Here is a 14165-nt window from a genome sequence, read left to right on the forward strand (position 1 = left end):
GGTAGGAGGTTTTTTTGATCAAGCGCATACAATGACTCAATGCGAAATATTAATCGTTATAATTGTATTATGCAGAATCACGCGCAATAAGTTCTGGAGCCAAAATTAAGCTCTGTGGAACAGTCGCTTTCCCATCTAACTGGCTCAACAATCGGTAACCGGCTTGTCGACCTATATCCCGTACTGGTGTAGAAACAAACGTCAATGCTGGCTCAACTAGCTCTGCTTCAGGTACATCGTCAAAACCAATAATAGCAACCTGTTGGCCAATATAGTTATCTTTACCAACACTACGATTAGAGCGGTTGATGCCATAAACAGCACCAAAAGCTGTTGACGAATAATGGCAAAGAACAGCGGTTATTTTAGGGTTTTTATTGATAAGTTGATTTACCGCATCAGCTGAAGCCGTTTGACTTTTATCGCACTCAACCACCCATTCAGGTTTAAATGGCAAACCAAATTGCATCAACGTACTGCAATAGCCTCCCAGCCTCTCTGCTCGACTCAGCGAATCTGCACTTCCCCCGACATACGCAATTTGACGGTGGCCTTGCTGAATTAAATACTCAGTGGCAATCTTAGCGGCTTGCATATTATCAGGACCAACGAAATCAACTTGTTGACCAACTTTAGCTCTAGCTACACACACGACAGGTAAATTCAGTTCTGTAATTTTCTCTATGTTAGGTACACCGATATCTCGTATAGGGCAAAACACAACCCCCCCAACCCCTTGAGCGACCATCGTTGAAAGACATTGATCAAACTTTTCTTGGCTATTTCCAGATTGGGCTAGAAATAGCATATAACCCTTTTCTTCTAATACTTCGCTAAGCCCAGCCGTCATCTCAGCATAGTATGGGTCACTAAAATCTCTCAAAATCAAGCCAATTAATACAGACTTATGGGAGCGTAGGTTCGCTGCACTGCGATTCTTTACGTAACCTAATTCCTGAACAGCTCGATTAACTTTTGCGATCGTTTCTGAAGAGATACGTCCTTTTTCGCTAAGCACCATCGATACTGTCGTCACGGACACTCCCGCTTGCTCAGCGACATCCTTAATGTTTGCTTTTTTATTTATCATTACTCTTCTTTGCTTTAATTAGATAAAACGTTACACCTAGCCAACTCATTATCCCAGCGATGATTCTATTACTCTTCACTAGTATGTTGAAAAAATACAACGATCACGATCACAATAAAAGTGGTAAAACGTTTCACCACAAATTTATCAGGTGTATTGTTGCGCCAGATAGAGCAGGCATTCACCCTTTGTACGCCATTTTGAATCGCCTCTATTGTTTTATTACATGCCGTATTAATTAGAGATTTTCTATGAAACAACAATCTAATAAATCCACTTTGTGGGAGTTCCTACAAAGCCTTGGTAAAACTTTCATGGTTCCCGTAGCCTTACTTGCGTTTTCAGGCATTTTGCTGGGTGTTGGTAGCTCTTTTTCTAGCTCTGCCCTAAAAGAGGCAATGCCCTTCTTTGACAACGTTCTACTCCAATACCTGTTCATATGGATGACTAAAATTGGTTTAGTTGCCTTTATTTACTTACCGGTAATGTTCGCTATTGCTATACCAATGGGCTTAGCACGTGAAGAGAAAGGGGTCGCTGCATTTTCAGGTCTAGTCGGCTATGCTGCACTAAACTTGTCTATCAATTTTTACCTAACCGTTAATGGTGTTTTAGGAAGTGACATTGAGCGTAAAGCTTATGGTGTGAAGTCAATTCTAGGTGTTGACTCAATTGATACGGGTATTCTAGGTGCGGTAATCGTTGGTATTATCGTGGCTAAACTACATGCTCGTTTCTATACCTTTAAAATGCCAGATGCTCTTGCATTCTTTGGTGGCGCGCGCTTTGTACCAATCATCTCAAGCATCACGCTAGGTCTTGTTGGCTTGCTTGTACCATTCGTATGGCCTTATTTCGCAGCTGGTATCAATGGCATTGGTTATGCTATCGCTGGCGCTGGCGATTTTGGACCTTTCCTATTTGGTGCGGGTGAACGCTTACTGCTTCCTATTGGTCTGCATCATATTCTCGTTGCACTTATCCGCTTTACTGAAGCTGGTGGTACAATGGAAGTATGTGGCGAAACCGTTTCTGGTGCTTTAAACATCTTCTACTCAGAACTAGCTTGTTCTGAAACTCAAGGCTTCACGCCATCAGTAACGGCGTTCTTATCTCAAGGTAAAATGCCAGCTTTCCTTGGTGGTCTTCCTGGTGCAGCTTTAGCTATGTACCACTGCGCGAAGGTGGAAAACCGAGGTAAAATCAAAGCACTATTGCTATCAGGCGTTGTTGCATGTGTGGTAGGCGGTATTACAGAGCCTCTTGAATTCCTATTCCTCTTCGTTGCTCCTGTTCTCTACTTTGTTCATGCGATGCTAACTGGTTTTGGCTTCATGATCATGGGTATGCTTGATGTCACTATTGGTAACACTGATGGCAACATCATTGACTTCTTTGTCTTCGGTATTCTGCAAGGCACAGCAACTAAATGGTATCTAGTCCCTCTTGTTGCAGCTGTTTGGTTCACTGTCTACTACTTCGTATTCAAGTTCGCAATCATCAAGTTCAACCTAAAAACTCCTGGTCGTGAAGCGGAAGAAGCACCGGTATCGGAAGAAGCTGAAGCAATTTTGGCTACAGAAGGCGGCAAAGGCGGATTGATACTAGCTGCGCTAGGCGGAGCTGAAAACATCACTTCTCTTGATAACTGTATTACTCGACTACGCTTAACTGTTGCAGATATGAGCTTGGTTGATGATGCAAAACTGAAGTCCTACGGTGCTCTTGGTGTAGTCAAGCTTGATGAACATAGCCTTCAAGTTGTTATCGGTGCGCAAGTCCACCTAGTAAAAAATGAAATGCAATCTCTTATGACTGCAACTGCTTAATCCTAAGCGTTAAATAGCGGAGGTGTCCCCTCCGCTCATTCCTTTCGACATCATTTTTTTAGCTCAACTGAGCGACAGGCTACCTATGTTCAATTTCTCAGAACAAATAAACCGTAAAGGGACCTATTGCACACAATGGGACTATGTAGAAGACCGTTTTGGCCAAGCTGATTTACTCCCTTTTACTATATCTGATATGGATTTTGCAGCACCACCTGCGGTAATTGAAGCACTTAAAGCTCGTGTCGAGCATTCCGTATTTGGTTACAGTCGTTGGAATCATATCGACTTTAAAAATGCCGTTACACAGTGGTTCAAGACTCGTTTTGATGCTGATTTGAATCAAGAGCATTTAGTTTATGGCCCATCCGTCATCTATATTGTTTCACAACTGATCCGCCACTGGAGTCAAAAAGGGCAAGGAATCATCATTCACACTCCTGCCTATGATGCTTTTGAAAAAATGATTCTCGGCTTAGACCGTACCGTCGTAACAAACCCTCTACAAAAATCATCAACAGAGTTTCATATTGATTGGCAACAGTTTGAAACACAGCTATCTGATCCAAACAATACCGTTTTACTTCTATGCAGCCCGCATAACCCGACAGGAAAAGTATGGAGTAATGACGAACTCACTCGCATGGCTCAGCTATGCAAGAAATATGATGTTGCTGTTATTAGCGATGAAATTCATATGGATGTGAGCTTTAAATCACACACACCTTGGCAAGGCTTTGACATGGGTGAGCGATGGGCGCTCGTCAGTTCAGCCTCAAAGTCTTTTAATATTCCAGCCCTTAACGGCTCATACGCTTTCATTGCTGATAGTACTGCCCGCAACACTTACCTAAAAAACCTAAAAGAGGTTGATGGACTCTCATCTCCTTCCATCTTAGGCGTCATTGGATTAATCGCAGCCTATCAACATGGAGCAGCGTGGCTTGATGAGTTAAACGATTATCTTTATGCCAATCATCAATACGTCCAACAAACATTAGCTGAGCAACTTCCAAGCATCGGCTATCAAATACCTGATGCGACTTACTTAGCGTGGATAGATCTTTCTTCATTCGATTTAGACATGGATGCACTTAATCAAAACCTAATCGAAAAACACAAAGTTGCCATCATGCAAGGGAGCACCTATGGCATTGAAGGAAATCAATTTGTCCGCCTAAACCTTGGCTGCCCACGAAGCAAAGTCGAATTGGGCTTGAACGCTTTAATTTCATCAATCAAAGAGTTAACTCGATGAACACATACTCATTAGAAGCAAGGCAACAGCATTACCCATGGGGTTCCCACTTGCTTTATGGCCTATTTGGCTTGCAACAAGAAGAACGTCCTTTAGCAGAATTATGGTTGGGAAGTCATCCGGCGTTACCTTCTCAAATTCAGCTAAATGATCACACTTGGCAAAACCTAGATCTGTTTTTAGCGGACAAACCACTTAACTTTCTATTTAAAGTACTGAGTGCATCTCAACCGCTTTCACTACAAGTACACCCTAATAGCGAACACGCTAAAGATGGATTTGAGCGTGAGAATGCTCAAGGTATCCCACTAACGGCCGCGCACCGCAACTACAAAGATGCTAATGCAAAACCTGAGATGGTGATGGCCTTATCGCCTTTTAAGGTTATGGTCGGTTTTAGAGAATTAGAAGAGATTCGCGATAATTTTCGCTCAATCGAATCACCACATCTCGACAACATCACAAACAGTGCACATTTTGATCACCAATCAATGCTGCTTTCGTTGCTGCAATTAGCCGAACGTGAAAAGCAACAAGTTATTGAAAAAACGCTTGCGATTGCCATCACTCGTAATGCTCCAATGTGGCAACAAATTGTCGATCTTGCTCATTACTATCCGAGCGATATCGGTATCTTAGCGCCACTGTATTTGAACTGTTTAACGCTAAACCCTGGAGAAGCTATGTTTCTTCCAGCAGGTACCATCCATGCGTACACCAAAGGTACTTGCATAGAATTAATGGGTTGTTCAGACAACGTATTAAGAGCCGGATTAACACCTAAACACATTGATACCACGGAATTGATCACTTGTACGCAATTTGCTCCTTTCACCCCCGAAAAGCTAGCGGCGAGTATTATCAATCACGATCGTGTATTACAACCAACAGAGACCAATTTTGGTTTAGCATTGCGCCAAACCACTGAAGATAAGCAACCGCTTAATGTAGCGACTCGCTCCATTCTATTGGTCGCAAAAGGCAGAGCTCAACTTAATGACATCACTTTGTCTGCTGGACAATCTCTGCTTGTTGAACCGGGTACTTATCATGTATCTGGCGATGGTTTATTAGTTCGCGCTTTTGAGTCTGAATAGAAAAGGAGCCAATATAAACATCGGATCCTTTTCTTCCCAATCCATCTCTAACTCACATTAGAGATGGATTTTAACTAACGCTAAACGCTTAAACCAACTCCCACTAGGCTACTTCAGGGTTCAAGGTTACTCGTAATGATAGAGTTTTCATTTGAGCAATCAACAGTCCAACTAGAACACAACCGCCGCCAATCAAATGGTACATCGTAGGTTGTTGACCAAGGAAGATAAGGCTAATTAGGACTGTAAACACAGGAACTAGATTCATGAATAATGTGGCTTGTGAAGCGCCAATACGCTGCACACCTTGAAGCCAAAACCAAGGGGCAAGAACTGAAGCAAAAGCTGCAGCAAAAAGCACCATAGGAAAAGCATCAATTGCGACTACGTAGGAGTCACTGCTCAGTAATAAGGGTAATTGAAGCAGGGCACCAATTACGACTTGGCAAAAAACAGACGTCCAAGGCTTTAATGGCAGTTTCCATTTATTAAGTAAAACTGAGTAAAGAGCGTAGGCCAAGCTAGAGATAAGCATTAAACCATCACCTTGCTTTATGCCATCAGACAGCAAAGTTACAGGATTACCTTCACTCAACATATACGTTAACCCTGAGAGAGAGATTACGGCGCCAAATAGTGCCTGTTTTTTCAATTTGCTGCCCAATAGTGGAACAGCAAGAAACAATCCAAACAACGGCATTAATGATAAGAAGACCGCTATATTTGTCGCACTAGTCGTATGGGCTGCGTAATACGCAAGGCATTGATTAAGCACCATACCGAGTGAAGCCAAAATCGTTAATTTTAATATGAGTGGCTTTATCTGCTCTCGCTGTTGCCATACTGGCTTAATGCAAAATGGCAATAGGATTAACAGCGCAAAAAACCAACGATAGAAAGCTATGGCACCAGGCTCTATCACACTGGTTGCTAATTTACTGATTACAGCATTTGCTGCCCATATAAATACGGCGGCAATAGGAAATAAAATATTCATAATAATCTCTGTTATGGGGACTGGTTTCGAAAGAGCAACTAACAGAATTGTCACATCAACGAAGGGGAAAGCTGTATGCCGTTCACGACAGAGAACATAGCTAACACGACAGGCAAAACATTTATGCCGCGACTGGATGAAACGCTCCCTACTGATGTGTTTTTTCATTATTTTTTTCTTGAGGCGCAAACCGAAACTCTGCCTCATTCACACGCTTGGGGGCAGTTGCATCTAATCAAACAAGGTGTACTTGAGATGGAAGTCGATAAGCAAAAAATGGTTTGTCCCGCCAACTACGCAATTTGGACCCCAGCACAGCAGCAGCATCGTGCTTTTAATCGAAGTGATGTAGAGTATTGCGCTATTAATATTGCTTTAAGTATTAGCCCAAGCCTACCTAAGCAGGCTTGTATGATCCCTCTAACACCACTATTAAGAGCAATAATAGATGATTTAGTAGAACGAAAAACAACGGCTGTGTTGACCGAGGAAGATAGGTGCTTAAGCCATGTGCTAATGGAAAGACTCGCGAAAACTGAGCCCATAGAAAATTACCTTCCTTCGAGTAATGACAAATTACTCGCACCTATTTTGGCTCACCTTCTGGAGGATCCTTCCGATAGCTCCAGTTTAGAGACATGGGCAAAGCGTGTATTTAGTACTGAGCGAACGCTTGCTCGACGTTTTCAAAAAGAGCTAAGAATGAGTTTTAATGATTGGCGCCAACGAGCAAAGTTAGTCAAAGCTATGACATTATTGAAGGAATCTATATCAATCAACGAAATTGCTTTCCTACTGGGTTATAGTCAAGGGTCATCTTTTATTAAAATGTTTCGTAAGCTAACCGGAGTAACGCCAGAGCAATTTAGGAAACAACATCAACAGCATTGATTTTTGAAAGGATTAGAAATTTGGATGCTATGCCTTAAAAGCTTCCTTGGCTGACGAGCTTTCTACGATGAGAGCAACAGGTTTTAAAACACGTGAGCTCGCCTAATTGTTGTTTAAGTATGCTTTGGTTGATATGCATAGTCCATGTACGAACTATTCTTGGAATAGTCTGACGGTGAATCAATAAATTTTTCGCTACAGAGAACTATTAGGGGAAGGTGATTCCGCTTAAGAGATAAGGTTTAAGTGTTATTGTTGGTACGCGTTTATTTAAAAAATAAAGCAGTAGTTTAGCTAATATTCCTCTTTACATTGATGGTTCTAAAGTTTCTATTACAGACTAAATTATTTAATTTCAACGAGTAAAATAATTATGATTTAGATTAATTAGGTGATTCTCTCGTTTATGAACTTGTAGTGAGTTTCGACCTTTAATGTTCATCAACTTTCTCACATAGTTGAGTAGTGAAAGATTACAGAGAAAAAGCTCTAATTTTTATAGTCTTTCGACACATAGATAATAAGAAGCCCATCTTGTGATGGGCTTTTTTATGTCTGTTACTTAAAGCAGTGGCGTCATTAAGCGCTAAGTGCTTGTTCTAGGTCAGCCAAGATATCGTCAATGTGCTCGATACCTACTGATAGGCGAATCATCTCCGGTGATACACCGGCTTGTTTCTGTTCAGCTTCGCTTAGTTGACGGTGTGTAGTCGAAGCTGGGTGACAAGCGAGCGATTTCGCATCGCCAATGTTGACCAAACGTTTGAAGATTTGCAGCGCATCGTAGAAGCGCACACCTGCTTCATAACCATCTTTTAAGCCAAAAGATAAAATAGCAGATGGCTTACCTTGCATGTACTTTTCAGCCAATGGATAGAACTCAGACGTAGGTAAACCAGCATAGCTCACCCAACTGACGTTCTCGTGTTGCTTAAGGTACTCAGCCACTTTCAATGCGTTCTCGGTATGTCGCTCCATACGCAACGACAATGTCTCTAAACCTTGCATCAACATGAAAGCATTCATTGGCGACAGCGCTGCGCCTGTATTACGTAGTGGAACGGTTCGAGCGCGACCAATAAATGCAGCATCACCAAAAGCTTCGGTATAAACCACACCATGATATGAAGGCTCAGGTTGATTAAACATTGGGAAACGATCTTTGTGTTCTGCCCAAGGAAATTTCCCTGAATCGACAATCACGCCGCCGAGTGTAGTACCGTGACCACCAACGTATTTGGTTAGCGAGTGCACCACAATATCGGCACCAAAATCGATAGGTTTACACAACACAGGTGTCGCCACCGTGTTATCCACAATCACAGGTACACCTTGTGCATGAGCAAGCTCAGCAACACGTTCTAAGTCGATAATATTGCCTGCTGGGTTACCGATACTTTCACAATAAACCGCCTTGGTCTTTTCATCGATCAGCGCCGCTAAGCTTTCAGGCTTGTCGTCTTTAGCAAAACGAACTTCTATCCCTTGGTTTGGTAGCATGTGAGCAAATAGGGTGTAAGTACCACCGTAAAGCTGAGGCGTTGAAACAATGTTGTCACCGATTTGCGCCAACGTCTGAATCGCATAGTTGATCGCAGCACTGCCCGCACTCACGACTAAGCCTGCAATACCACCTTCTAAGGCTGCCATGCGCTTTTCTAGCACATCATTGGTTGGGTTCATTATGCGAGTGTAGATATTACCTGGCACCGCAAGGTTGAAGAGGTCGGCGCCGTGTTGTGCGTCATCGAATTCGTAAGCGACGGTTTGATAAATAGGTGTGGCAACGGATTTAGTGGTTGGATCGGTTTCGTAGCCGAAGTGAATCGAGAGAGTTTCGTCTTTCATGTGTCTTCCCTGAACGATTGAACGATTTATGTACGCTCATATTGCCGATTTTTTTATATAAGAAAAGTAAGCTTAGTCACAGAGAGGCAATTGGAATTGTGTGCGGGACGATTCTAACCGTTAGGAAGTGCAGGGCGTGATTTGTGCTGTTCTAGAAAAGTAAAAAGCCAGAGCAGTGTGAACTGTTCTGGCTTTTCTAATTTGGTGGCCCCTCCCAGATTTGAACTGGGGACCGAACGATTATGAGTCGTGCGCTCTAACCACTGAGCTAAGGGGCCGATAGGGCATAGATTATAGGGGAAGCGTTTTACGGTGTCTAGAGACTATATGGGTCATTTGCGTTCACATCTTAGCCACTTAAATCAATTAGATACAAAAAAGGTGAGCCAAAGCTCACCTTTTATATTTTTTGTTTAAACTTTAATCACGAAGTTAGTCGCGATTACTCGTCTAAGAAGCTACGCAGAGTTTCTGAGCGGCTTGGGTGACGTAGTTTACGCAGTGCTTTAGCTTCGATTTGACGAATACGTTCACGTGTTACGTCGAACTGCTTACCAACTTCTTCTAAAGTGTGGTCAGTGTTCATGTCGATACCAAAACGCATACGAAGTACTTTCGCTTCACGAGGTGTTAGACCAGCAAGAACGTCTTTAGTCGCACCTTTTAGGCTCGTTGCCGTTGCAGAGTCTAAAGGTAGTTCTAGAGTCGTATCTTCGATGAAATCACCTAGGTGCGAATCTTCGTCATCACCGATTGGCGTTTCCATTGAGATTGGCTCTTTAGCAATCTTCAATACCTTACGGATCTTGTCTTCAGGCATTTGCATGCGTTCAGCTAGTTCTTCAGGTAATGGCTCACGGCCCATCTCTTGTAGCATTTGACGAGAGATACGGTTTAGTTTGTTGATCGTTTCGATCATGTGTACCGGAATACGGATAGTACGCGCTTGGTCGGCAATCGAACGAGTGATCGCTTGACGGATCCACCATGTTGCGTAAGTCGAGAACTTGTAACCACGACGGTATTCAAACTTATCAACCGCTTTCATCAGACCGATGTTACCTTCTTGGATTAGATCCAAGAATTGTAGGCCACGGTTGGTGTACTTTTTAGCGATCGAAATTACTAGACGTAAGTTCGCTTCAACCATCTCTTTTTTCGCACGGCGTGCTTTCGCTTCACCGATAGACATACGACGGCTGATGTCTTTAATGCTTTGAACTGTTAGAGAAGTCTCTTGTTCAATGATATCTAGTTTTTGAATTGAACGACGGATATCTTGCTCGTGACGCTTAATCTTTTCAGCGTAAGGCTTATCAGAAGCCAGCACTTCATCTAACCAAGCTTCGCTTGATTCATTGCCTGTAAATAGCGCGATAAAAGATTTCTTAGGCATTTTGCCGTACTCAACAGTTTGGCGCATGATTAGGCGCTCTTGAGTACGTACGCGATCCATAGAAGTGCGCAGTTCGTTTACTAGGTGATCAAATTGTTTCGGCGTTAGGCGGAACTCTTTGAATACGTCTTGCATCATTGTTGTTGCAAGAACCGCTTTCGGACTTTCTGGGCCGTATTCGTTGATCGCTAGCTGACGATTTTGGTAGCTGTTACGAAGTGCTGTGAATTTCTCAAGAGCAAGCTCAGGATCAATACCTGTATCTTCTTCTTCCTCTTCTTCTGAATCAGCATCTTCAGCATCTTCAGCGTCTTCGTCTTCTAGATCTGTTTCAGCCAGTTCAGAACCGATGTGTGTTGCCGTTGGTGCTGCAGTGCCGTCATCATCTGGGTCCACAAAACCATTAATTAGGTCTGTTAGGCGGATTTCTTCAGCTTGAACTTTATCAAACTGTTCCAAGATGTATGGGATAGTGCCTGGGTATTCAGCAACAGATAATTGAACTTGGTTGATACCATCTTCAATACGTTTAGCAATGTCGATTTCGCCTTCACGAGTCAGTAGCTCAACCGTACCCATTTCACGCATGTACATACGTACTGGGTCCGTTGTACGGCCAATCTCGTTTTCTACGCTAGATAGCGCAGCAGCTGCAGCTTCTGCTGCATCTTCATCTGTAATGGTATCGTCATCATTTAGGGCTAGATCATCGGCATCTGGTGCAGTTTCAACTACTTTGATACCCATGTCGTTAATCATCTGAATGATGTCTTCTACCTGTTCAGAATCCACGATTTCTGCAGGTAGGTGGTCGTTTACTTCGGCGTAGGTCAGATAGCCTTGTTCCTTGCCTTTAATAACAAGTAATTTTAGCTGTGACTGCGGATTTTGATCCATAGATGATATCCAACTTCAGGTCTGGTGAAGGACGTTGCATTCTCGATGCAAACCATTAATTCTAACAAATTTATTAATTGCTGACTAATCAAACAGGGTTACGCTTTTAAATCTAGCATTAGTGCTAGTAGCTCCCTTTTTTCGTCGGCTGATAAGCCGATACTTCTTGCTTTGGCCTGCAGGTTTTCAATTTGTTTCTCTACGCACTGGGCAAGAATATTGTCCAATGAGTCTAAAAATATATCTTCTTGGTTGTCTTCATCGAGGGGGATTTCCCAGCTCGCGAGACGAGACAGAAGCGCCTCATTTTTACTGTTTCGCCAATGTTCTAATAATTGGCCCGTGTTGATATGGGGATGCGCCCGGCACTTATCAAGGACCTCGACTAATAAACTTAGTCCAGGAAGGGTGAGTTCTCTCACACTTGAAATATCCGGTACCATATCAGCATAGCTCGGATTTTGAATAAGCAAAGCGATTACCTCACGCATTGGCGTACGTTTGAGAGCCTTGTGGGGCTGAGGAAGCTCTTCGCTTATTTGCTTTCGTTTTACCCGATGTCCCATGAAACCAGTGATTTTATCTAGCTTTTCGTCTAGCTCTTGCTGGAATCCTGCATTTGGGATTTTTTCAATTAAGGCATTTGCGACATTTCTTAAAGTCGATTTGCCTTCACTTGTACCTAAATCGATATTATGAGTTTCAATTAGATTATCGATTAAATACTTAGAAAGTGGAGCCGCTTCTTTTACTAACTGCTCAAAGGCTTCTTTACCATTTTCACGGATATAGCTGTCTGGATCTTCACCATCAGGTAAAAATAGGAACTTCAAGGTGTTACCGGTTTTTAGGTACTCCAAAGAGTTCTCTAGTGCGCGCCATGCGGCTTCTTTACCTGCTCGGTCGCCATCATAACAACAGACAACGGTATTCGTTTGGCGAAATAGCATTTGTACATGATCGCCAGTTGTTGAAGTGCCCAGTGAGGCTACGGAGTAATCGACACCGTATTGAGCAAGCGCGACCACATCCATATAACCTTCCACAACAAGTATTTGTGGTGGCTCACGGTAAGCTTGCAGCACTTCGTAAAGGCCATAGAGCTCTTTACCTTTATGGAAGATTGGTGTCTCAGGCGAGTTTAAGTATTTAGGTGTACCGTCACCCAGTACTCGGCCACCAAATCCAATAACGCGGCCACGGCGATCGCGAATCGGGAACATAACACGGCCGCGGAAGCGGTCATATCGGTTACCTTTTTCGTTTTCAATCAGCATACCACCAGTGACAAGCATGTCTTGCGCGTCTTTCTGTTGGCCAAAGTTTTTACGAACTAAGTCCCATTCGTCTGCTACAAAGCCAATACCAAACTTCTGTACGATATCGCCAGATAACCCACGATTTTTCAGGTATTCGATTGCAGGCTTGTTCGCCGATAGCTTGAGCTGAGAGCGGTAAAACTGACTGATACCACCCATTAGATCGTATAAGTTACGCTTCTGTTCAGTGTTTGCTCTTGGTGCTGTCGAGATCGCACCGCTGCGCTGTTCTCTAGGAACGTCTAAACCAAGGAAAGAAGCGAGCTCTTCAATTGCTTCAACGAATTCCAAACGTTCAAACTCCATAATGAAGTCGATAGCGTTACCATGAACGCCACAGCCGAAGCAGTGATAAAACTGTTTTTCTTGGCTAACGCTGAATGAAGGGGTTTTTTCGTTGTGGAATGGGCAGCAAGCGCCGTAGTTTTTGCCTTTTTTCTTAAGCTTCACGCGTGCGTCAACAATATCGACGATGTCGAGACGCGCTAGGAGGTCATCAATGAAACTGCGAGGGATGTGTCCAGCCATAAAACCTTAGAAAAATGCACTAACTAAATGGTGATGATAGATGAATAGGCTGCAGATACAAACAAGCCGTGCGTTCCGAAGGATTGCACGGCTTGTTGCAATTTGTTCTGGGATTAAGCGAGTTTAGAACGAACTAAACCACTAACTTTACCCATATCTGCACGCCCTTGAATTTGTGGTTTCAAGATAGCCATTACTTTACCCATGTCTTGCATGCCCGCAGGTTGAGCTTCTGCAATTGCACTATCAAGTAGCGCGATTACTTCTTCTTCAGTTAGCGGTTGAGGCATAAAGCCTTCAAGTACAGCAATTTCTGCTTTTTCCACATCTGCTAAGTCTTGACGATCAGCAGATTCATATTGAGCAACAGAATCGCGACGTTGTTTAACCATTTTTACCAGCACTGCAAGAATGTCGTCGTCGCTCAGAGTGATCTGTTCGTCAACTTCACGTTGCTTGATTGCTGAAAGGGCTAAACGGATAGTGCCAAGGCGCGGTTTGTCCTTGGCTTTCATCGCTAATTTTTGCTCTTCTTTGAGTTGTTCAATCAGAGCCATAACTCAGTCCTTATGGATTAAGTTATTAGTACAGGCGAACGCGACGTGCGTTTTCGCGAGCTAGCTTCTTAGCGTGACGCTTTTGAGCTGCTGCTTTAGCGCGTTTGCGAACTGTAGTTGGTTTTTCATAGTGCTCACGACGACGCACTTCAGAAAGGATACCTGCTTTTTCGCAAGAGCGCTTGAAACGACGTAGTGCAACGTCGAACGGTTCGTTTTCACGTACTTTAACTACTGGCATATGCCTTTCACCTCAGGGGTTATTCGTTAACGCTGGTAACTTAGTGGACTGAATCAATATTCTTCAGTCATAACCAGCTTGATCAAAAATGGTGCGGAATTTTAATCCGATCACAGTGGCTTTGTAAAGCACTTTGTCGATTATAGTCTGTACAATATTTGTTTGAGAAGCGAAGGCGAGGTAATATTGCGCCAATTTCCCATTTTAAACGAAAGCG

General features: G+C 43.1%; 11 protein-coding genes and 1 tRNA gene. 4 read left to right on the forward strand and 8 right to left on the reverse strand.

Features of this window, described 5'->3' with window-relative positions; genetic code table 11:
- Nucleotides 1–67: 67 nt before the first annotated feature.
- Nucleotides 68–1090 (reverse strand): Mal regulon transcriptional regulator MalI, encoded by a 1023-nt coding sequence (locus tag ACHUFI_RS10225; RefSeq protein ID WP_394248787.1) that lies wholly within the window; start codon nucleotides 1088–1090, stop codon nucleotides 68–70.
- A gap of 251 nt (nucleotides 1091–1341) precedes the next feature.
- Here ACHUFI_RS10225 and malX point away from each other — a divergent pair, with 251 nt between their 5' ends.
- The 3 genes from malX (at nucleotide 1342) to manA (ending at nucleotide 5274) form a co-directional block, all read left to right on the forward strand.
- A complete protein-coding gene (malX, locus tag ACHUFI_RS10230) occupies nucleotides 1342–2919 on the forward strand; it encodes a maltose/glucose-specific PTS transporter subunit IIBC (RefSeq protein ID WP_394248789.1) in 1578 nt (525 codons plus the stop codon).
- A gap of 85 nt (nucleotides 2920–3004) precedes the next feature.
- Nucleotides 3005–4177 (forward strand): MalY/PatB family protein, encoded by a 1173-nt coding sequence (locus ACHUFI_RS10235; RefSeq protein WP_394248791.1) that lies wholly within the window; start codon nucleotides 3005–3007, stop codon nucleotides 4175–4177.
- Nucleotides 4174–5274: a mannose-6-phosphate isomerase, class I gene (gene manA / locus ACHUFI_RS10240; protein WP_394248793.1), complete on the forward strand. Its 1101-nt coding sequence runs from the start codon at nucleotides 4174–4176 to the stop codon at nucleotides 5272–5274. The genes ACHUFI_RS10235 and manA overlap by 4 nt, the downstream gene beginning before the upstream one ends.
- Nucleotides 5275–5377: 103 nt before the next feature.
- On the opposite strand, the gene ACHUFI_RS10245 is transcribed toward manA, so the two are convergent.
- Nucleotides 5378–6271 (reverse strand): DMT family transporter, encoded by an 894-nt coding sequence (locus ACHUFI_RS10245; RefSeq protein WP_394248795.1) that lies wholly within the window; start codon nucleotides 6269–6271, stop codon nucleotides 5378–5380.
- 75 nt (nucleotides 6272–6346) lie between these two features.
- Here ACHUFI_RS10245 and ACHUFI_RS10250 point away from each other — a divergent pair, with 75 nt between their 5' ends.
- Nucleotides 6347–7162, forward strand: a complete 816-nt coding sequence (locus ACHUFI_RS10250) for an AraC family transcriptional regulator (protein WP_394248797.1) — start codon at nucleotides 6347–6349, stop codon at nucleotides 7160–7162.
- A 579-nt stretch (nucleotides 7163–7741) separates the two neighbouring features.
- Here the strand turns inward: ACHUFI_RS10250 and ACHUFI_RS10255 are convergent.
- The 6 genes from ACHUFI_RS10255 to rpsU form a co-directional block, all read right to left on the reverse strand.
- A complete protein-coding gene (locus tag ACHUFI_RS10255) occupies nucleotides 7742–9010 on the reverse strand; it encodes an O-acetylhomoserine aminocarboxypropyltransferase/cysteine synthase family protein (RefSeq protein ID WP_394248799.1) in 1269 nt (422 codons plus the stop codon).
- 202 nt (nucleotides 9011–9212) lie between these two features.
- A tRNA-Ile gene (locus ACHUFI_RS10260) sits at nucleotides 9213–9288 on the reverse strand.
- Nucleotides 9289–9452: 164 nt separating this feature from the next.
- Entirely contained in the window at nucleotides 9453–11303 is a 1851-nt protein-coding gene (gene rpoD, locus ACHUFI_RS10265; RefSeq protein WP_137358396.1) for an RNA polymerase sigma factor RpoD, read from the reverse strand.
- A gap of 98 nt (nucleotides 11304–11401) precedes the next feature.
- Nucleotides 11402–13150 carry a DNA primase gene (gene dnaG, locus ACHUFI_RS10270; protein ID WP_394248802.1) on the reverse strand — a complete coding sequence of 583 codons (1749 nt, stop codon included), beginning with the start codon at nucleotides 13148–13150 and terminating at the stop codon, nucleotides 11402–11404.
- Between the two features lie 113 nt (nucleotides 13151–13263).
- Nucleotides 13264–13707: a GatB/YqeY domain-containing protein gene (locus tag ACHUFI_RS10275; RefSeq protein ID WP_394248804.1), complete on the reverse strand. Its 444-nt coding sequence runs from the start codon at nucleotides 13705–13707 to the stop codon at nucleotides 13264–13266.
- Between the two features lie 25 nt (nucleotides 13708–13732).
- The gene (gene rpsU / locus ACHUFI_RS10280; protein WP_001145625.1) at nucleotides 13733–13948 is read right to left on the reverse strand and encodes a 30S ribosomal protein S21; all 216 of its coding nucleotides are present in this window, start codon (nucleotides 13946–13948) and stop codon (nucleotides 13733–13735) included.
- Nucleotides 13949–14165: the final 217 nt, after the last annotated feature.

The organism is Vibrio profundi, assembly GCF_043642225.1.
GTDB lineage: Bacteria > Pseudomonadota > Gammaproteobacteria > Enterobacterales > Vibrionaceae > Vibrio > Vibrio profundi_A.